Here is a 19,063-nt window from a genome sequence, read left to right as displayed (position 1 = left end):
CGCGCCGGCCCCTGCGTGGGCCCGCGGCCGTCCCGGGCCGCCCGGACACCCTGAGCAAAGCGAACCATGGAACTCACGCCCAGAGAAAAAGACAAGCTGCTGATCTTCACCGCCGCCCTGCTGGCGGAGCGGCGCAAGGGCCGCGGCCTGAAGCTCAACTACCCCGAAGCCGTCGCGCTGATCTCCGCCGCCGTGATGGAAGGCGCCCGCGACGGCAAGACCGTCGCCCAGCTCATGAGCGAGGGCCGCGAGGTGCTGACCCGCGCCGACGTGATGGAGGGTGTGCCCGAGATGATCCCGGACATCCAGGTCGAGGCCACCTTTCCCGACGGCACCAAGCTCGTGACGGTGCACCAGCCCATCGAATGAGCCGCCGGCCCGCCTTGCACTGCCCGGCCCGAGCCGCTCTTCTTCCCCGATTCCTCCGAAAGACGCCCATGCGCACTTCCCGCCCCCTGCTGCTTTGCATCGCCACCACCCTGGCCGCCACGGCCGCCCTGCCCGCCCTGGCCCACACCGGCGCCGATGCCGGCGCGCACCACGGCTTCGTCGCCGGCTTCGTGCATCCGCTGACCGGCCTGGACCACTTGGCCGCGATGGTGGCCGTGGGCCTGTGGAGCGCCCTTGCCGCGACGAGCCGCCGCGAGCTGCTGGCCGCGCCGGTGGGCTTCGCCGGCATGTTGCTCGCCGGCGCACTGGCGGGTCTGGCCGGCCTGTCGCTGCCGGCGGTGGAGCCGATGATTGCCGCCTCGCTGCTGGTGCTGGGCCTGCTGGTGGCCACGCAGCGGCGCCTGCCTGCCGCCGCCGCTGCCGCGCTGGTGGGCGTGTTCGCCGTCTTCCACGGCATCGCCCATGGTCGCGAACTGGCCGAGCATGGCGGCGCGATCGCCACCCTGGCCGGCATGCTGGTCGCCACCGTCGGCCTGCATGCCGCGGGCATCGGCCTGGGCCTGGCGCTGCGCCATGCCAACCGCTGGCTGCCGCGCATCGCCGGAGCCGCCGTCGGCCTGTTCGGCCTGGCTCTGCTGGGCGGCATCGCCTGACCCGGAGGCCACCGCCATGATCCCGGGCGAACTGCTCATCGACGCGGGCGACCACGACCTCAACCCCGGTCGCCGCACGCTCACCGTCGTCGTCAAGAACGGCTCGGACCGGCCGATCCAGGTCGGCTCCCACTACCACTTCGCCGAAACCAACGGCGCCCTCGACTTCGACCGCGAGGCCGCGCGCGGCATGCGGCTGAACATCGCCTCGGGCACCGCCGTGCGCTTCGAGCCCGGCCAGCAGCGCACCGTCGAGCTGGTCGACTTCGCGGGCGACCGCATCGTCTACGGCTTCCGCGGCCTGGTGCAAGGAAAACTCTGATGGCCTCCATTTCGCGCCGCGCCTATGCGGAAATCTTCGGCCCCACCGTCGGCGACCGCGTGCGCCTGGCCGACACGGGCCTCGTGATCGAGGTCGAGCAGGACTACACCCTGCGTGCCGGCGGCTACGGCGAAGAGGTGAAGTTCGGCGGTGGCAAGACCATCCGCGACGGCATGGCCCAGAGCCAGCGCACGCGCGCGCAGGGGGCCGTCGACACGGTGCTGACCAACGCGCTCATCCTGGACCACTGGGGCATCGTCAAGGCCGACATCGGCCTCAAGGACGGGCGCATCGCCGCCATCGGCAAGGCCGGCAACCCCGACACCCAGCCGGGCGTGGACATCGTCATCGGCCCGGGCACCGAAGTCATCAGCTGCGAGGGCAACATCGTCACCGCCGGCGGCATCGACAGCCACATCCACTTCATCTGCCCGCAGCAGATCGAAGAGGCCCTGGCCAGCGGCGTGACCACCATGCTCGGCGGCGGCACCGGCCCGGCCACCGGCACCTTCGCCACCACCTGCACGCCCGGCCCCTGGCACATCGAGCGCATGCTCCAGTCGGCCGATGCCTTTCCGATGAACCTGGGCTTCCTGGGCAAGGGCAACGCCAGCCGCACGGATGCGCTGCACGAGCAGATCGAGGCCGGCGTCATCGGCCTGAAGCTGCACGAGGACTGGGGCACCACGCCATCGGCCATCGACCATTGCCTGGACGTGGCCGAGGCCACCGACACGCAGGTGGCCATCCACTCCGACACGCTCAACGAATCGGGCTTCGTCGAGGACACCATCGCCGCCACCAAGGGCCGCGCGCTGTGCGCCTTCCACACCGAGGGTGCGGGCGGCGGCCATGCACCGGACATCCTGCGCGTGGTGGGCGAGGCCAACTTCCTGCCCTCGTCCACCAACCCCACCATGCCGTACACGCAGAACACGCTGGACGAGCATGTGGACATGCTGATGGTGTGCCACCACCTGGACGCCGCCATCGCCGAGGACCTGGCCTTCGCCGAGTCGCGCATCCGCAAGGAGACCATCGCGGCCGAGGACATCCTGCACGACATGGGCGCCATCAGCATGATGAGCAGCGACTCGCAGGCCATGGGCCGCGTGGGCGAGGTCATCATCCGCACCTGGCAGACGGCGCACAAGATGAAGGCGCAGCGGGGCAGCCTGCCCGAGGACAGCACACGCAACGACAACTTCCGCGCCAAGCGCTACGTCGCCAAGTACACGATCAACCCCGCCATCTCGCACGGCATCGGCCACGAGGTGGGCAGCCTCGAGGTGGGCAAGTGGGCCGACATCGTGATCTGGAAGCCGGCCTTCTTCGGCGTCAAGCCCTTCTGCATCATCAAGGGCGGCAGCATCGCCATGGCAGCCATGGGCGACCCCAACGCCAGCATCCCGACGCCGCAGCCGGTGCACTACCGCCCGATGTTCGGCGCCTTCGGCGGCAACATCGCCAAGAGCAGCCTGACCTTCGTGTCGCAGGCCGCCCATGCCGCCGATGTGGGCCGCCGCTACGGACTGGCCAAGACGCTGGGCGTGGTCAAGAACATCCGCAACGTGCGCAAGAAGGACCTGATCCACAACGGCCTGACCCCGGTGATGGAGATCGACCACCAGACCTACGCCGTGCGCGCCGACGGCGTGCTGCTGACCTGCGAGCCGGCCAAGGTGCTGCCGATGGCGCAGCGCTACTTCCTGTTCTGATGGCGGTGGCGAGCACTTCTCTGGTGAACGCATCCACCGCATCGCCTGCGGCCGCGCCCAATGGCGGCGGACCGGCGTTGCGCATACGCCTGGACGACCTGCGCGACCCACGCATCGCCGCCTTCCTCGAAGAGCACCTGGCCGACATGCGCCGCGTCTCGCCGCCGGAGAGCGTGCATGCGCTGGACCTGGCAGGCCTGCGCCGGTCGGAGATCCGCTTCTGGAGTGCCTGGACGCAGGACGGCACCGAAGAGATGCTGGCCGGCACGGTGGCGCTCAAGCGGCTGGACGACGGCCACGCCGAACTGAAATCCATGCGCACCGCGGCCTACCTGCGCGGCCGCGGTGTTGCCACGCAGCTGCTGGCCCATGCCCTGGCCGAGGCCCGCAACGCCGGCCACAAGCGCATGAGCCTGGAGACCGGCAGCCAGCCCTTCTTCGCCCCGGCACGGGCGCTCTATGCGCGGCACGGCTTCGCGCCCTGCCCGCCCTTCGGCAACTACGGGCCGGATCCGGCCAGTTGCTTCATGACGCTGGATCTTCGGGCGCCTCGGTGCAAGGCGGCTTGAGCAGAACCGAGCGCCCCTCCCAGGTGTACTCCAGAGCCATGCCTGGCTCCAAATTCCAGCGTTCAATCATCTCCTGCGGCAGCGGCACGATCATTTCGCCGTTCACTTCGACAATGCGCGTTTCGTACACGTTCACTCCCTGTGTCCGTTGAACGGACGGCATTTTCCACACCACCATGCTCACCGCCAACAAACTCATGCCCCAGGGCCGCGGCCTCGCGCCCGTGCTCGTCAAGCGCGCCGCCACCATCGAACTCGACTGGGACGTGCGCCAGAAGAGCCGCTTCGACACCACCGACTCGGAGGGGCGGCGCATCGGGGTCTTCCTGCCGCGCGGCACGGCCGTGCGCGGCGGCGACATCCTGGTGGTGGAAGACGGCTCGCTGGTGCGCGTGATCGCCGCGCCGCAGACGGTGCTGCGCATCACCCACTGCACGGCCCACGGCACGCCCTTCGACCTGGTGCGTGCGGCCTACCACCTCGGCAACCGCCATGTGCCGATCGAGCTGCAGCCCGACCACCTCAAGATCGAGCCCGACCATGTGCTGGCGGACATGCTGCGCGCCATGCACCTGATCGTGAACGAGGTGCAGGAAAGCTTCGAGCCCGAGGGCGGCGCCTATGGCGGGCATGTGACCAACGATGGGCATTCGCACCATCACCATGGGCATGCGCACGGCGGTCATGACCACGATCACGCACATGACCATGACCACGGCAAGGCGCAGGGCGGCCATGTGCATGGACCGGGTTGCGGCCATGACCACGATCACGGCCATTCCCACTGAACGCCGAAGGCAGATGCTCGCCCCCCACAGCCTTCTGCAACTCATCTGGCTCGCCTCGCCCGCGCTGCCCGTGGGCGGCTTCTCGTACTCCGAGGGGCTGGAGGCCGCCATCGAATGGGCCGGCGTCAAGGACGAAGCCTCGGCCGCCGACTGGCTGGCCGGGCAGTTGCGCCTGAGCCTGGCACGCGGCGACCTGTCGGTGGTGGCCCAGGCCATCTCGGCCTGGTCGGCCGGCGACCTGGGCCGTGTGCAGGCGCTCAACGACTGGGTGCGACAGACGCGCGAGTCGGCCGAGTTCCTGCTGCAGACCGAGCAGATGGGCCGCTCCTTCGTCGAGTGGCTCAAACTGCACCATGCCGATGCAGCCGCCTGCTTCGCCGAGCTGCCGCCCACCTATCCCGTGGCCTTCGCCTTTGCCGCCGCGCGCGCGGGCGCCAGCGCGCAGGACGGCTGCCTGGCCTTCGCCTTCGGCTGGGCCGAGAACATGAGCGCGGCCGCCATCAAGGCCGTGCCCCTGGGCCAGAGCGCCGGCCAGCGCATCCTGGCCCGACTGGCCAAGGAGATCCCCGCCGCGGTCGAGGCCGCCATGGCGCTGCCGGACGACCGGCGCCAGTCCTTCTCGCCCATGCTGGCCATCCTGTCGGCACGGCACGAGACACAGTACTCGCGGCTGTTCCGCAGCTAGGCCCCGACCAGCCCCGTTCCACCTTCCATCGCATACGACCATGACCGCCCTGCACCACGTTCCGAATCGCACCAAGAAACTGCCGCCCCTGCGCGTGGGCATCGGCGGCCCGGTGGGTTCGGGCAAGACCACCCTGCTGGAGATGCTCTGCAAGGCGATGCGCGACCAGTACGACCTGATCGCCATCACCAACGACATCTACACCAAGGAAGACCAGCGGCTGCTCACCGTGGCCGGCGCGCTGCCGGCCGAGCGCATCCTGGGCGTCGAGACCGGCGGCTGTCCGCACACCGCCATCCGCGAAGACGCCTCCATCAACCTCGAGGCCATCGACCGCATGCTGGGCGACTTTCCCGAGGCGGACGTGGTGTTCGTGGAAAGCGGCGGCGACAACCTGGCCGCCACCTTCAGCCCCGAACTGTCGGACCTGACCATCTACGTGATCGACGTGGCCGCGGGCGAGAAGATCCCGCGCAAGGGCGGCCCCGGCATCACGAAGAGCGACCTGTTCGTGATCAACAAGACCGACCTGGCGCCGCATGTGGGCGCCGACCTGGGCGTGATGGAAGCCGACACGGTGCGCATGCGCAAGGGCAAGCCCTTCGTGATGACCAACCTCAAGACGCAGGACGGCTTGGCCCAGGTGGTGCGCTTCATCGAAGAGCGCGGCATGCTGGCCGCAGGCTGAGCCGGCGCGGACGCATCGGCATCGGCATCGGCATCGGCATCAGCCCAGCACGCGCCGCACCCACTGCCCGTAGCGGCGCACCTCGCGCGCGAGCGTGGCCTTCTCCGCCTCGGGCGCGGCCTGCAGGGCCATGGTGAACGCACCCAGCTGGAAGGCCGCATACAGCGGCAGGTACAGCGCCAGCAGTGTCGATTGCACGGGCACGCCCGCGGCGCGAAGGCGGCCCATGAACCAGTGCCGCTCGCCGGCATCGAGCCCGAACTCCACCGTGGCGCCGGCCACGTCCCACTCCAGCGGCTGGCAGCCCACCAGGTCATGGGCCACGGCATGGTCCACCGCATCGGTCTTGCGCAGCGTACGGCCGTCCCACAGCCATTCCCAGGCATGCAGCCGGTTGTCGGTGAGCACGCGGCGCAGCGGCATCGTCAGGGCGGCGGCCGGCAGTGCGCCGCGCCAGGCCTGCCAGGCGCGCGCGCCCTCGTCGCCCAGGCCCTTGGCGACGTTGTGGCCCGCCATGTCGAGCAGCACCTCGCGCATGGCGCCCGCCGTGGCAGGTGCCGGCAGCCGCGTGCCGCGGAAGGCCAGGTACTCGGCCAGCCGCTCCAGCAGCAGGCCGCGGGTGGGCTGCTGCGCCGACGGCCACAGCGGCAGCGGCCGGGCATGGGCCAGCCAGCGCTCGGCCGTGAAGCCATGCCACAGGCCCTCCACCGGCGGGCAGAAGCCATGCCGGGCCAGCAGGTGCCGCCGCGCGCAGGCCAGGCGGCTGCCACGGCCCAGGCCCGCAAAGCGCAGCAGCCAATCGCCACCATCGGCCGGCAGCAAGAACTTGAGCCGCTCCATGTGCACCTGCGCGGGCAGCGTCTCGGCCCCCTCGCCGTGCCAGGCCCGCCAGGCGCCGCCCGACAGGGCGATCATGTCGCCCCTCACGCCAGGCAGCGGGTCGCGCACCCAGTCCAGCACACGGTGCGGCGGCATGGCGGCGGCACCGGCCACGTCGTCGAAGCCCAGGTAGTGCACCGGCTGCTCGCGCCAGAGCTGGCGTGCCGGCGGGCTTGCCGCCGGGCCCGGGCCATGGCCGTGCGAAGGAAAGAGATGCACCCGTGGCGGCGGCACGCCCGCGCGCCGCAGCGCCTCCACACCGGCCAGGAAGCTGCTGCCCGACAGGCCCGGCCCCTCGTCGACCAGGGCGGCATCGGGCGCCCAGCCGGCCGGCGGCAAGGCACCGGCCTGGCGGTCGAACGGATGGCCCTGCGGCCGCAGCGTCTCGAAGCCCGGTGCACGCATGCCGGCGGCCACCATGGCCGCGAGGCTGGTGCCGATGCTGCGCAGCCCCACCACGCGCGTGCGCTCGCCCGAGAGCGCGCCGGATTCGCGCACCTGCAGCGCCGCCATGCCGTGGCCCTCGGGGTAGAGCCCATAGAAGGCATAGCCCTCGCAACGGTGCACGGTGATCCAGGCCGGCAGCGGCTGGCGGGCACAGTCGCGCACGGCGTCCTCCACCGCGTCCTCATGGGCCAGCGCAAAGCCGTAGCACCAGCTGTGCAGGCAGCAACGCGCCAGGGCCAGTGTGAGCTGGGTGGCGCTGGCCACGCCCGGCGGCACGCCATGGGAGAGCGCCTCGTCGCCCACCGCGTCGGCCACGCCCTGCAGCAGCTCACCGGCCTCGATCAGCGCCTCCACCAGCCGCGCATGCCGCACGATGCCGGGCGGTATTGCGCGTGCACGGCGCAGGCCGATGCACACGCGCGCCAGCTTGGCCCCGGAACGTTCCTTCCGCCGCCCGTCGCCGTAGACGATCATGGCCGGGCCGGGCGCCTTACCGGTCGGGGGCGCCGCGCGTCGCGGCGTCGGCCGTGCCGGTGCCCGTGCCGCCCATCAGGTGCGCATAGGCGATGCGCTGGCACTGCGCCATGGTGGGCACCGCGAAGGGCTCGGGCGCGACATCGCGATGGCGTTCCATCCACGCGATCCAGCAGCCCAGTTGCGCGGGCGATGGCGAGACCACCGCGCGCCGCGACTTCATGTCCGCCAGCGCCTGCAGCGGCGGCATGCCACGCGCCACCAGCACGCACAGCGCCAGCGTGGCCGAACGGCCGATCCCCCACTGGCAGTGGATCAACAGGCGCTCGCCCGAATCGAGGCTGGCCTGCGCAAAGCGGATGCCGTGGTCCAGGTGCGCATCGCCCACGCTGCACATGTCGGGCGTGGGCAGGTGCAGCAGCCGCACGCCGTGGCGCGTGAGCGCTTCCTCGTCATCGCGGTCTTCCTCGCGCAAGTCGATCACGGCACGCACGCCATGCATGCCGGCCAGTTCGGGATAGAAGCCCACGGGAACATGTCCGCCCACCGCCAGCTGCGGCGTGATCCAGTCGAAATGCGGGGATGCGCGCAACGTATTCATCCGCCTGATCTTGGCGGGCAGGCCGTGGCGCGCGCAAGCACCTGGCACCCGCAACGCAGTCAGCTTTGTCCCACAGGGGCACTGCCACAGCCCGGCCGAGACCGGCCCCCGGTTGCTGCGTTTCGACGGCGATGCGCGGCAGGCGGTGCGTGCGCTCAGCCCGCGGCCGCGGCCCTGTCCAGCGCACTCGCGCGCGCCACGGCCTGCTCCGCGGTCCACGCCGCGATCCAGCCGCCGAAGGCCTCCCAGGCCATGGGCCGCGCGATGTGGAAGCCCTGCGCCTTCTCGCAGCCCATCCGCGCTAGCTGCGCAAGGGCCTCGGGCCCCTCCACGCCTTCGGCCACCACCTCCAGCCCCAGGTTGTGCGCCAGGTCGACGATGGCCCGCACGATCTTGGCGTCGCTTTCGTCGTCGGCCATCTTCAGCACGAAGGACTTGTCGACCTTGAGCTGGTGCACCGGCAGGTGCTTGAGGTAGGCCAGCGACGAATAGCCGGTGCCGAAGTCGTCGATGGACAGCCGGAAGCCCATCTCGCCCAGGCGCACCAGCGTGGCCCGGGCGCGCTGCGGGTCGTCCATGATCGCGCTCTCGGTGATCTCCAGGCAGAAGGCCCCAGCCGGCACGCGATGGCGATCCAGGCTGGCCTGCAGGCGGCCGATGAGGTGCACATCGACCAGATCGCGCGTGGAAAGGTTGATCGACACCATGCGCAGGCCCTGCGCCGACAGCGTGAGCCAGCAGCGGCAGGCCTCGTCGAACACCCATTGCGTGAGCCGCCGCACGAAGCCGGTCTGCTCGGCGAAGGGGATGAAGTGCGCTGGCGGCAGCAAGCCCCGTTCGGGATGCTGCCAGCGCAGCAGCGCCTCGGCGGTGCACACCTGGCCGCTGTCCAGGCTCAGCTTGGGCTGCAGGAAGAGCCGCAACTCGCTGCGCGTGACGGCGCTGCGCAGCTCGGACAGCAGCGACACGGCCACCGCCGTGCTCACCGACTGCACCGGCTCGTAGGCCAGCCATTCGCGGCCCTGCCGCTTGGCCGCCCGCAGCGCCAGCTCGGCCCGGCCCACCAGCTCGTCGCCGGTGGCAGCATCGCCCGGCCACCGTGCATAGCCCGCGCTCATCTGCACATCGATGCGCTGGCCGGCGACCAGCAGCGGATCGTCGAACAGTCGCACCAGCGACTGCGCCCAGTCCTCCGCCTCGGCCTGGTCGAGGCCGCTGCGCACCGCGGCGAAGGTGTCGCCGCCGATGCGGGCCACGCCATCGCCCGGCAGCGGCATGCGCGCCTGCAGCCGGGCGGCCACGGCCTGCAGCACGCCGTCGCCGAAGGGAAAGCCCAGCACGTCGTTCACCAGCTTGAAGCGGTGGATGTCCAGCAGCAGCACCACGCCCTGGGCGCACGGGCTGTCCGGCGCGGGCGCACTTTCGGCGGCCACGCCCGCCTTCGCGAGCTCCTTGGCCAGCATGCGCTGGAAGGCCTCACGGTTGGGCAGGCCGGTCAGGGTGTCGCGGAAGGCCAGCCGGGTGATCTCGCCCCGGTGGTCGCGCAGGTTCAGCCGCATGTCGTCGAAGTCGCGCGCCAGCATGCCGACCTCGTCGGCGCGGTTGCGCTGGTGGATGGCCACATCGAAGTTGCCGGCACCGATGGCCCGGGTGCTGGCCGACAGTTCGGCCAGCGGCTGCACCGCCTGCCGCACGGCCATGCGGCCACTGACGGCGAAGAGCACCAGGCCCAGCACGGTGATCAGGCCCAGCTGCAGCGTCATGTCGCGCGTGGCCCCGGCGGCGGGCGCGAGCGAGGCCATCAGCACCACCTCCATCCGGCCGTCGAGCATGGGCTGGGGGGCACGGCGCAGCAGCCAGGCCTGTCCGCCATGCGTCCACTCCAAGGCCGCATCGTCCTGCAGGCGTGACGTCGGCGGCTGCGCGCCCGCCGGCAGGGTGTCGAGCACCGGCACGAGCGGACCCTGCCCGTCGTCGCCGGCCATCAGCACCAGCTGGATCTGCGCCAGCGCGCTGAAGTCGCGCGTGATCTCGGCCGTGAGCTCGAAGCTCATCAGCACCCAGCCGACGATCAGCGGCGCGCGGATGGGCACCAGCACGAGCTGGTAGACCTTGCCGCCCGCCGCATAGAGCTGGGCGCCGCTGCCCGCCTGGAGCCCGGCCAGGTGGCGCAGCTGGGCCGTGCTCAGGCGCAGGGGCAGGTCGCCGGGGCTGTCGGCCAGCCAGCGCAACTGCGCATCGAGCGAGGCCGCCGTGCTGGCGCCGATGCGCGCGACACCGTTGCCCAGCGCCGAGGCCAGCGTGACCGCGTCGCCGGCCGCGAGCGCGGCGCGAAAGCCGTAGTCCGAGGCCAGCACCGAGGCCGCCTCGTGCAGGCGCTGCTGCCGCTGGCCCAGCAGGTTGCGCCAGATGCCCTCGCCCACGCCCAGTCGCTGCTGCACGTCGGTGCGCGCCTGGCGCCACAGCGACTGCCTCGCGGCCCAGAAGGTGCCCGCCTGGATGAACAGGAGCAGCGCCAGCATCAGCAGCGCGATCCGGTTGACCAGCGATGCCCGGTGGAACGCGCGGATCATGGCGGGGACATCCGCACCGGCAGCTGCGCGCGCGCCTGCACCCCCTCGCGACCCACGTTCAGCACCGTGCCGGCGGGCGGTTCGCCCACCGGCAGCATGGCATGCCAGGTGCGCAGCTGGTAGCTGCCGGGGGGCACGTCCTTGAGCACCAGCCGGCCGGCGGCGTCGGTGCGGCCATAGTGGGGCGTGTCGAGCACCAGCACCCAGCCCACCATGTCGTCGTGGATGTTGCAGCCCAGCACCACCACGCCTGGCATGTCGAACAGCACCGGGTTGGCGGGGCGGCCGATGTAGAGCTTGAGCTCGAAGCGCTTGGCCGGCGAGAAGGAATAGACGTGGTGCCGCACCTCGTCCCGGTTGGGAAAGTCCACCGAGGTGCCGCGCGTGACCAGCAGCACGTCGGGCATGAAGCGGCGCTGCGCCTGGGCCAGTTCCACGTCCTTCAGCGGCCGCACCTGGGCGGCCGCAGCGGGCGATTCGAGGAACACCACCGCCTGGGCCAGCGGCCGGCCGGCAGCGTCGACCACGCCCACCTCGACCGTGGCCGCCTCACCCGCCAGCGGCAGCAGGGCGAGGGGCAACAGGCGGGCGGCGCGCCGCAGTCCTGCGAGGGCCGGCATGGGACTTGGCCGCGCGGGGGATCAGGGCTCGATGGCGAAGCCCAGCACCGGCGCGCCCTGGCCCAGCGTGCCCAGCAGCGTGCTGGCGCCCGAAGCGAGCCGGATGCGGTAGAGCTGCGTGGGCGACTGCGGCGTGAGCCGGATGGCGGCCAGCGCGTCGTTGTCGCGGTCGGCGATGTCGAACTGCACCGATTCGATCCGGCCCAGGGCCAGCGCGCCCACGGTGGTGAGCTGCCCGGTGTTGGGAGACACGACCGGGGTCGCGCCTTCCAGGCTGCCCTGCATGAGCAGCCAGCCCTGCGAGGCCTCGATGGCGTAGTTGGTGGTGATCTTCGGGTCGCGCTTGTTGTAGGTGTAGGCCACGGCCTTGATGCACACGCCCTTGCCGGCGCCCGAATCCGTGGCCGCATAGGCCAGGCGGCCGTCGAGCTGCACGCCCGGCGTCGCCGGATCGGCGTCGACCACCTCGTTGGTCAGCGGGTGGAGGCGGAAGTTCTGGCCGGCGCAATCGACCACCCGCAGCCGGTCGGCGCTGGGGTTGAAGTTCATCCCGTACACCTCGCCCCGGTCCATGGGCACGGCGGTGGCGGCGGCACTCACGGCCCTGGCCTCGCCGGTGTCGGTGTCGAGCACGTAAAGGCGGCCGCTGCGCGTCAGGGCGTAGAGCTGGCCGTAGGCGACGCGGTAGTCGATGCCCACCACCGGATCGCCGGCAGGCAGACCGGCCACCGGGCGGCTGGCCTGCTCGACGGCGGGCTCGGCAGCCGAGTAGCGGTGGAGCACGCGGTCGGCGGTCAGCGTCCACAGTGTGTGGGGCCGTGCCGCGGGCGCGGGCTGCGCGAGTGCCGGATGCGCCAGCCCCTGCACCAGCAGGCCGGCGGCGATGGCTGCGGGACCCAGCCCGCCAAGGCACCCACGCCGAGAAAAAATGGACAAGGTCATCTTTTGATCTTCGGCAATTCCGGCGCGGACTTGAGCCCAATCCCCCTACACAAACCCGGGTCGGGCGAAAGCCGTCCAATGCGCGCCTTGATCCGACTCAAGTCTTGCTGCGTATAGCCGAAGTCTTGGTCGTCCCATTCCTCCTGGGCTGCGCTCGGCCTCCAATCCGGCGGGCCACCTGCCGCCGTGAACTTCCTCATTCCCCGCTATGACCCGTGGGTCGTGGCCGCCTCCGTCCTGATCGCGGCCTTCGCCTCCTACGTGGCGCTCGATCTGGCCCGGCGTGTCCACACCCGCGACCGCATCGTCTCGCGCACCTGGTCCGCCGCCGGCTCGCTCGTGCTGGGCACCGGCATCTGGTCGATGCACTTCGTGGGCATGCTGGCCTACTCGCTGCCCATCGAGCTGGGCTACACCTATGCTCTGACGGCTCTGTCGTGGCTGGCGGCGGTGGCGGTCTCGGCGCTGGCCTTGCGGCTGGCCGCCCGACACCGGCTGGGCGCGAAGCCGCTGCTGTACGGTTCGGCGGCGATGGCTGCGGGCATCTGCGCCATGCACTACCTGGGCATGGCGGCCATCGACGTGGCACCGGGCATCCAGTGGCACTGGCCCATGGTGGGGGCCTCGGCCCTGATCGCGTGGGGCGCCTCGGCGGCGGCGCTGCTGCTGTTCTTCCTGCTGCGCGAGAGCGAAGGCGGCCAGGCCCGGCTGCTGCAGCTGGGCGCCGCGGTGGTCATGGGGCTGGCGATCAGCGGCATGCACTATGCCGGCATGGCCGCGGCCGGCTTCGTGGAAGGCAGCGTCTGCCTGAGTGCCGGCGAGCTCGGCGGCAAAAGCCTGGGCCTGATGGTCATGGCGGCGACGCTGCTGATGCTGATGCTCACCCTCTTCACCTCGGTGCTCGATGCCCGGCTGCGCGGGCGCACCATGCAGCTGGCGCGCTCGCTCAAGGAGGCCAACCACCAGCTGCAGGAGGCCAACGAGGAGCTGCACCGCCGCGCCTTCCTCGACCCGCTCACCGACCTGCCCAACCGCGTGCTCTTCGACGACCGGCTGGGCCATGCCCTGGCCCGCACCGATGGCGGCAAGGAGAAGCTGGCGGTGCTGTTCGTGGACCTGGACGGCTTCAAGCCGGTCAACGACTCCTTCGGCCATTCGCTGGGCGACGCCGTGCTGCGCGACGCCGCCGACCGCCTGCGCGCGGTGGCCCGCGGCACCGACACCGTGGCCCGCATCGGCGGCGACGAGTTCGTGGTGCTGATGGAGAACGTGGTCTATGCCGCCGACTGCACGGCGGTGGCCCGCCGCATCGTTGAGGCGATCCGCGCGCCCTTCCTCGTGGGCCAGCGGCCGGTGCAGATCTCGGCCTCGGTCGGCATCGTCGTCTACCCCGACCATGGCGAGAAGCACAAGCTGGTGGCCTGCGCCGACGCCGCCATGTACGCGGCCAAGCGCGCCGGCGGCGGCAACTACGCCATGTTCGAGTCGCGCATGGGCACGAACGCCGAGGAGCAGCTGAGCCTGCAGTCCGACCTGCGCCTGGCCATCCAGGGCGGCCAGCTGGCGCTGCACTACCAGCCCAAGATCGACGGCCGCCGCAACCAGATCCGCGGCGTGGAGGCCCTGCTGCGCTGGACGCATCCGACGCTGGGGCCCATCAGCCCGCTGGTGTTCATTCCGCTGGCCGAGCGCTTCGGCCTGATCAACGCGCTGGGCCACTGGGTGATCGAGGAAGCCTGCCGCCAGGTCGCGCAGTGGGAGGACGAGGGCCTCCTCATGCGCGTGGCCATCAATCTGTCGGCGCACCAGCTGCGCGAGCCCGACCTCGTCGAGCGCATCGCCGACGCCCTGGGCCGCCACCGCATCTCGGCCGAACGACTGCTGTGCGAGATCACCGAGAGCGTGGCCATGGAGGACGTGGCCGCCACGCAGCGGGTGTTCGACGGCCTCTCGCGCATCGGCGTCTTCCTGGCCATCGACGACTTCGGCACCGGCTACTCCAGCCTGAGCTACCTGCGCCAGCTGCCGGCGCGCCAGCTCAAGATCGACCGCAGCTTCGTGAGCGACCTGGAGACCAGCGCCGATGCGCGGGCCGTGGTCGACGCGGTGGTGCGCCTGTCGCACGCGCTGGGCCTGCGCGTGGTGGCCGAGGGCGTGGAGACGGCCGGCCAGCGCGACATCCTGCTGGGCATGGGCTGCGACGAGCTGCAGGGCTTCTTCTTCGCGCGGCCGATGCCGGCGGACCAGCTGCTCGCGTGGAGCCTGGGCCGGCGGCCGGCCGGTTCGCACGGCGACTTCTCGCCCTCGGTGTTCGCGCCGCTGTAAGCCGCCCGCGCCGCCCGCGGCTGCGGCCCGGCGCCGCCGCCCCTACCTGAGCGTGCCGACCTCGCGCCAGCCCAGCTGGCGCGGATCGAAGGCCCAGAAGCTGCCCGTGGGCGCGGCCACCTCGCCCTTGGTGTTGCCGGCGATCAGGCGCGGCTTGCCACGGGCGTTGTAGAAGCTCAGGTCGGTGAGCACCGAGCTCTGGGGCACGTAGGCCACGCTGCTGTCGAGCACCGAGGTGGCCCTGGCGTAGTTCAGCGCATAGATGCGGCTCTGGCCGCCCGGGCTGCAGGCGTCGCCGGTGGGCAGCGTGGCGCTGAAGGCGATCAGGCCGCTGAAGGCCGTGGCGGGCGAGATGGCACGCCAGCCCACCGAGCCGCTCTGGCCCAGGTCGATGTACCAGCCGGCCTTGCCGGCCAGGTTCACGGCCGAAGTCAGCGTGCCGCCGTTGGCGTTGCCCGTGGCGCCAGCGGGCGTCACCGCCGCCAGGCGGGTGCGGCCGTCCACCGGATAGCTTCCGGCATTGGTGCCGCTGGCGTCGGCCGCCGCGGTGGCGAAGCTGCCGATGCCCCCATCGATCAGCGCATAGAAGCTCTGGTTCTGGCTGCTGAGGATGTCGGAGCGGTCGAGCAGCCGGCCCGTGCCCACCAGCACGAAGCGCTGACGGGTGACGGGATGCACCTCCACCAGCGGCGCGGTGGTGATGGGCTGCACGGCGCCACTGCCGTCCTTAAAGATCGCCAGGCGCGTGGGTGCGGGGTAGGCGCCGCCGCCCTTGGGCGCCGTCAGGTCGAAGCGCCAGAGCTGGCCGCCGAGATCGCCCACATAGACGGCATCGGCGGTGAAGTCGTTGTAGTCGCGCACATAGGCCGTCGGCCGGGCCATGCCGTCGGCGGCAGTGGTGCCGGTGGACACCTTCTCCAGCAACTGGCCGTTGCGCGGATCGACGACGAACAGCCAGCCCTTGCCGTCCTGGTTGTTGTAGCCCGAGGTGAACAGCGCCACCCAGCCCCACTTGGCGGTCTTGACCACCACCGGGTCGCCGAAGCTGTAGCCGATGTCGACGCAGTTGCCGCTGCTGAGGTTGCAGGTGCCGCCCGCCGCGGTGGGCAGCTGGGCCGCGCTCGGAAACTCCCACAGCACCTTGCTGGCCACCGTGGCCTCGGTGGTCATGAGGTCGGGCCGGGTGACGTCGATGGCGTAGTAGCTGCGCCCGCCCTTGCCCAGCCCGCCGATCAGCAGGCTGCGCCAGGCCGGCGTCGGGCTCTGGCCGGCCGCCGTGTCGGCGAAGGCCTGGCCGGCGCGGGCGAAGTCGATGTCGATGACCTGCGGGGTCGCATCCACATAGTTGCGGTGTGCGTAGGTGGGCTTGCCCAGTTGCGCCAGCAGTCCGTCGGCCGGATTGGTGGCATCGCCCGGATCGCGGGCGAACAGCACCGAGGGCACATAGGCGAACAGCTCCTGCCCGGCCGTGGTGCCGGTGCCGCCCCGGAAGGCGTGCAGCATGCCGTCGTTGGCGCCCACGTAGAGCACGGTGGGACGCGCGGCATTGTTGGCGTCGGTCTTGAAGGCGCTGTAGCCCGGGTTGGCGGCGTCGGAATAGGGACCTGCCGGCGGCCCGACCACCGCGATGCGGGAGTTGACGATGTCGCCCAGCCGGCGCGGCAGCCGCTGCGTGGTGCCGCTGCTGTCGGTGGAGGTGACCACGCGCGTACGGTAGCCCTGGCCTTCCAGCGTGCGGTCGCCGCGCAACCACTGCAGGTAGTTGGCGCCGTCGTTGCCGCTGACGTAGCTGGTGTCCAGCGCGCTCTTCTGCGTGCTGCTGAGGCTGTCGTAGCGGAAGGCCACGCCCGCGGTGCCCGACCAGGTCACCACCCGGCGCGCGGTGCTCCAGCCGTCGCCGCTGCCCAGCTGGCCTTCGAAGGCGGTGTTGGTGGTCCAGCTGGCCGTGGCGGCGGGGGTGGGCGTGCCGTCGGTGTCGAAGCGGATGGCGGTGCCGGTGACTTCGCCCGACCAGTTGCTGGAGTCGTACTGCGCCGCATACGACACGTCGGCCTGGGTGGTCACCTGCCGGCCCGCCAGCGAGAAGGTGCTGGTGTAGGCCTTGATGTTGCCCACGATGCTCTCGAAGGCCCGCGTCAGGCCCGAGACCATGGTGTCGGGCCGGCCCGCGGTGAAGTAGTTGTCGGGACGCGCCTGAGGCTTCAACGGGTTGTCGCGGGCGTCGGTCAGCATGTCGCCGTTGGTGGACCACCACTCCGTCGGAATGGTGCCGGCGAAGGCATACGGATCGAAGTCGGCCGGCACCTTCATGCCGCCGAACTTGGCCGCCAGGTAGAACTTGTTGTTTCTCTGGAAGGGCTGCTCCAGCACGTCCACCCAGTAGGTCTGCACCGTCTGCTTGCCGATGGTCTTGGCCACGGCGGCGTTGTCGGGCCGGATGTCCTTGGTGTTGGCATCGAAGGCCAGGCCCGCCATGTAGTAGCGCGAGGCGCCGGCGCCGGTGTTGACCGAGGCCAGGTTCACGCTCACCGTCGAGTCGTCCTTGTTCTGCAGCACGCCGACGCGGTTGGTGGCCACGACCGCGTCGACCGAGGCGTCGTTGGCGACCGGATCGGGCTTGCGCGGCTCGGAGTCGGTGCCGGTGTTGTTGCCCGGTACGTTCTTGTCGTTCCAGGTGTAGATGTCGCCGATGCCCAGCACGAAGTTGCGCTGGCAGGAGTACTGGATGGGATCGTCCCAGGTGGCGATCACCGGAAAGCCGTCGAGCTGCTTGCGACGCGCCGCCACGTCGGTGGCATTGCCGGTACCCGGCAGGTTCGACCACTCGGCCACGTTGCCCAGGTTGCGGTAGTAGCGCAGCGTGGCGTAGTACAGCTCGTTGACCGGGTCGTAGTCCTTGTAGTTGCCCGGGTAGATCTGGCCGAACTTGTTCAGGTAGTTGATGACGCCGCTGTCGGCGATGGGCACGGCCGTGGTGGTGGTCGCCAGCGCGTCGTCCCTGTCGGGGTTGCGCACGAACTGTCCCGTGGCCGGGTCCCACTCGCGGCCCGCCGTGTTGGCGGTGTCGGGCTGCCCGGGCACCGGCATCGTCGGCCCCACGAACTTCTGGCGTGCCCGCAGCACGCCACCATCGCGGGTGGCCGAGCTGTCATTGAGGTAGCCGAAGGCGCTGAATCGGATGTCGCCCGCGTACTGCTGCACCAGGCCCTCGGGCTTCCAGTTGTTGCCGTACTGCGTGCAGTTGGCCTCCACGCCGCCGGCACCGGCCGAGGGGTCGCAGACCTTCACGCGCACCGTGTAGTCCAGCGTGGGCGTGAGCTGGGAGGACAGCGCCGCATAGCTGCCGCCCGGCGGCTGCATCTCCAGCTGCATGACGGCGCCACCGCCGCGCTCGTAGTACTTGACCTGCACCCGCACCGACTGCCCGGCCGTGAAGACGAGGTCGCCGGTCACGTCCTGCTGCGTGCCGTGGTCGTTCCACTGGTTGATCTGCAGCACGTCGTTGATGTAGAGCAGCACGCCGTCGTCCGACGTGGTGCGGAAGCGGTAGGTGCCGCTGCTCGGCGCGGCGAAGGTGACGTTGTAGATCGCCGTGAAGTTGTCCGTGCCCACCCCATTGCCCGGCCCGCCCGTGCCCCAGTTGGTGTTGAGCGAATCGGCGTAGTTGGTATAGGTGGGGTTGCCGGCGGGGTTCTGATTGACGGTGTTGGCGTAGTAGTCGCCGCGGATGCCGGTAGTGGGCGTCAGCCGCATCGCGAAGCCGCGGCCGTTGATGGAGATGCCCAGCGAGCTGGCGCTGGTGAACGGCGTGGCGCCGGCAATGTACTGCTGCGGCAGGTTGCGGTCGTTGAACAAGCCCTGACCCGAATGCCAGCCCTTCTCGATGATGGTGGTGTCGACCGTGTCGACCACGCGGCGCCCGCCCGTCATGGCCCAGCGGAAGGGATCGATGGCTGCGGTGGTGGCCCAGTTGAGGAAGTTGCCGCTCCAGGCCCCGCTGCAGGTGCGGTTGGTGGCGGCGCCGATGGGCGTGAAGTAGCTCTGGTCGCCCTTGCCGGTCTCGATCGTGATGCCGCCGTCCGTCACGTTGGCCGCCGTGTTCTGCACGTAGCGGTAGCACTTCTCGGTGTCGAAGTAGCCGAGGAAGCGGCTGGTGTTGGCGTAGTTGTCGGTGTGCGCCGTCCGGGAGGCCGTCGGCCATTCCACCGACAGCGCCAGCGCCAGGTTGCCGGGCACGCTGGAACTGGAGAACACCGGCTGGTCGGCCAGCGACGCCGCCAGCGCCACCCCATGGAAGGGCAGCACCAGCATCAACAGCAGGCAGCACAGGCGCTGCGCGCATCGAAGGAGGGGCTTGGGCATGACGGGTTCGTGCTTCACGACGGTTCA

General features: G+C 70.8%; 16 protein-coding genes. 9 read left to right on the top strand and 7 right to left on the bottom strand.

Annotation, left to right across the window (positions count from 1 at the left end; genetic code table 11):
- The first annotated feature begins 66 nt into the window (after window positions 1-66).
- The 5 genes from DFR41_RS18750 to DFR41_RS18730 all read left to right on the top strand — a co-directional run bounded on the left by DFR41_RS18750 (window position 67) and on the right by DFR41_RS18730 (window position 3,652).
- Window positions 67-369 carry an urease subunit gamma gene (locus DFR41_RS18750; RefSeq protein ID WP_017762114.1) on the top strand — a complete coding sequence of 101 codons (303 nt, stop codon included), beginning with the start codon at window positions 67-69 and terminating at the stop codon, window positions 367-369.
- Window positions 370-437: 68 nt separating this feature from the next.
- Window positions 438-1,043, top strand: a complete 606-nt coding sequence (locus DFR41_RS18745; protein WP_114803865.1) for a HupE/UreJ family protein — start codon at window positions 438-440, stop codon at window positions 1,041-1,043.
- Between the two features lie 16 nt (window positions 1,044-1,059).
- Complete coding sequence (locus DFR41_RS18740) at window positions 1,060-1,365, top strand: urease subunit beta (protein ID WP_017761531.1); 306 nt, start codon at window positions 1,060-1,062, stop codon at window positions 1,363-1,365.
- The gene (gene ureC / locus DFR41_RS18735) at window positions 1,365-3,083 is read left to right on the top strand and encodes an urease subunit alpha (protein ID WP_114803864.1); all 1,719 of its coding nucleotides are present in this window, start codon (window positions 1,365-1,367) and stop codon (window positions 3,081-3,083) included. The genes DFR41_RS18740 and ureC overlap by 1 nt, the downstream gene beginning before the upstream one ends.
- Window positions 3,084-3,106: 23 nt before the next feature.
- Window positions 3,107-3,652: a GNAT family N-acetyltransferase gene (locus DFR41_RS18730; protein ID WP_244917798.1), complete on the top strand. Its 546-nt coding sequence runs from the start codon at window positions 3,107-3,109 to the stop codon at window positions 3,650-3,652.
- Here the strand turns inward: DFR41_RS18730 and DFR41_RS27465 are convergent.
- Window positions 3,609-3,788, bottom strand: a complete 180-nt coding sequence (locus DFR41_RS27465; protein ID WP_147284392.1) for a hypothetical protein — start codon at window positions 3,786-3,788, stop codon at window positions 3,609-3,611. The two genes, DFR41_RS18730 and DFR41_RS27465, sit on opposite strands and share 44 nt — an antisense overlap.
- 40 nt (window positions 3,789-3,828) lie before the next feature.
- Here DFR41_RS27465 and ureE point away from each other — a divergent pair, with 40 nt between their 5' ends.
- From ureE to ureG, 3 genes are read left to right on the top strand one after another with little or no spacing between them, the layout of a single operon-like run.
- Window positions 3,829-4,440, top strand: a complete 612-nt coding sequence (gene ureE / locus DFR41_RS18725) for an urease accessory protein UreE (protein ID WP_114803862.1) — start codon at window positions 3,829-3,831, stop codon at window positions 4,438-4,440.
- A 13-nt stretch (window positions 4,441-4,453) separates the two neighbouring features.
- The gene (locus tag DFR41_RS18720) at window positions 4,454-5,125 is read left to right on the top strand and encodes an urease accessory protein UreF (protein WP_114803861.1); all 672 of its coding nucleotides are present in this window, start codon (window positions 4,454-4,456) and stop codon (window positions 5,123-5,125) included.
- Between the two features lie 40 nt (window positions 5,126-5,165).
- Window positions 5,166-5,813: an urease accessory protein UreG gene (gene ureG / locus DFR41_RS18715; RefSeq protein ID WP_017756951.1), complete on the top strand. Its 648-nt coding sequence runs from the start codon at window positions 5,166-5,168 to the stop codon at window positions 5,811-5,813.
- A 39-nt stretch (window positions 5,814-5,852) separates the two neighbouring features.
- On the opposite strand, the gene DFR41_RS18710 is transcribed toward ureG, so the two are convergent.
- From DFR41_RS18710 to DFR41_RS18690, 5 genes are all read right to left on the bottom strand, one after another.
- Entirely contained in the window at window positions 5,853-7,613 is a 1,761-nt protein-coding gene (locus DFR41_RS18710; protein ID WP_114803860.1) for a hypothetical protein, read from the bottom strand.
- Between the two features lie 16 nt (window positions 7,614-7,629).
- Window positions 7,630-8,214 carry a protein-tyrosine phosphatase family protein gene (locus DFR41_RS18705; protein ID WP_114803859.1) on the bottom strand — a complete coding sequence of 195 codons (585 nt, stop codon included), beginning with the start codon at window positions 8,212-8,214 and terminating at the stop codon, window positions 7,630-7,632.
- A 155-nt stretch (window positions 8,215-8,369) separates the two neighbouring features.
- On the bottom strand, window positions 8,370-10,787 hold the full coding sequence (locus DFR41_RS18700; RefSeq protein WP_114803858.1) for a putative bifunctional diguanylate cyclase/phosphodiesterase: 2,418 nt from the start codon (window positions 10,785-10,787) through the stop codon (window positions 8,370-8,372).
- Entirely contained in the window at window positions 10,784-11,407 is a 624-nt protein-coding gene (locus DFR41_RS18695) for a methylamine utilization protein (protein WP_114803857.1), read from the bottom strand. The genes DFR41_RS18700 and DFR41_RS18695 overlap by 4 nt, the downstream gene beginning before the upstream one ends.
- Window positions 11,408-11,428: 21 nt before the next feature.
- Window positions 11,429-12,343, bottom strand: a complete 915-nt coding sequence (locus tag DFR41_RS18690; protein ID WP_170159420.1) for a DUF4394 domain-containing protein — start codon at window positions 12,341-12,343, stop codon at window positions 11,429-11,431.
- Window positions 12,344-12,535: 192 nt separating this feature from the next.
- Here DFR41_RS18690 and DFR41_RS18685 point away from each other — a divergent pair, with 192 nt between their 5' ends.
- Complete coding sequence (locus tag DFR41_RS18685) at window positions 12,536-14,674, top strand: putative bifunctional diguanylate cyclase/phosphodiesterase (RefSeq protein ID WP_114803855.1); 2,139 nt, start codon at window positions 12,536-12,538, stop codon at window positions 14,672-14,674.
- 42 nt (window positions 14,675-14,716) lie between these two features.
- Here DFR41_RS18685 and DFR41_RS18680 read toward each other — a convergent pair whose 3' ends face one another.
- Window positions 14,717-19,036, bottom strand: a complete 4,320-nt coding sequence (locus DFR41_RS18680; protein ID WP_114803854.1) for a PilC/PilY family type IV pilus protein — start codon at window positions 19,034-19,036, stop codon at window positions 14,717-14,719.
- Between the last annotated feature and the right edge of the window lie 27 nt (window positions 19,037-19,063).

This window comes from Pseudacidovorax intermedius (assembly GCF_003350475.1).
In the GTDB taxonomy this organism is placed as follows: Bacteria; Pseudomonadota; Gammaproteobacteria; order Burkholderiales; family Burkholderiaceae_C; genus Xenophilus; species Xenophilus intermedius.
The sequence above is the reverse complement of the archived record's forward strand: the minus strand, read 5'-3'. Positions and strand labels throughout refer to the sequence as shown.

What these genes read in the sequence shown, in the direction of transcription:
- DFR41_RS18705 (WP_114803859.1), bottom strand. Translation starts at nt 8,214, where the DNA reads ATGAATACGTTGCGCGCATCCCCGCATTTCGACTGGATCACGCCGCAG.
- ureE (WP_114803862.1), top strand. Translation starts at nt 3,829, where the DNA reads ATGCTCACCGCCAACAAACTCATGCCCCAGGGCCGCGGCCTCGCGCCC.
- DFR41_RS18695 (WP_114803857.1), bottom strand. Translation starts at nt 11,407, where the DNA reads ATGCCGGCCCTCGCAGGACTGCGGCGCGCCGCCCGCCTGTTGCCCCTC.
- DFR41_RS18710 (WP_114803860.1), bottom strand. Translation starts at nt 7,613, where the DNA reads ATGATCGTCTACGGCGACGGGCGGCGGAAGGAACGTTCCGGGGCCAAG.
- DFR41_RS18700 (WP_114803858.1), bottom strand. Translation starts at nt 10,787, where the DNA reads ATGATCCGCGCGTTCCACCGGGCATCGCTGGTCAACCGGATCGCGCTG.
- DFR41_RS18740 (WP_017761531.1), top strand. Translation starts at nt 1,060, where the DNA reads ATGATCCCGGGCGAACTGCTCATCGACGCGGGCGACCACGACCTCAAC.
- ureC (WP_114803864.1), top strand. Translation starts at nt 1,365, where the DNA reads ATGGCCTCCATTTCGCGCCGCGCCTATGCGGAAATCTTCGGCCCCACC.
- DFR41_RS18745 (WP_114803865.1), top strand. Translation starts at nt 438, where the DNA reads ATGCGCACTTCCCGCCCCCTGCTGCTTTGCATCGCCACCACCCTGGCC.
- DFR41_RS18750 (WP_017762114.1), top strand. Translation starts at nt 67, where the DNA reads ATGGAACTCACGCCCAGAGAAAAAGACAAGCTGCTGATCTTCACCGCC.
- DFR41_RS18680 (WP_114803854.1), bottom strand. Translation starts at nt 19,036, where the DNA reads ATGCCCAAGCCCCTCCTTCGATGCGCGCAGCGCCTGTGCTGCCTGCTG.
- DFR41_RS18720 (WP_114803861.1), top strand. Translation starts at nt 4,454, where the DNA reads ATGCTCGCCCCCCACAGCCTTCTGCAACTCATCTGGCTCGCCTCGCCC.
- ureG (WP_017756951.1), top strand. Translation starts at nt 5,166, where the DNA reads ATGACCGCCCTGCACCACGTTCCGAATCGCACCAAGAAACTGCCGCCC.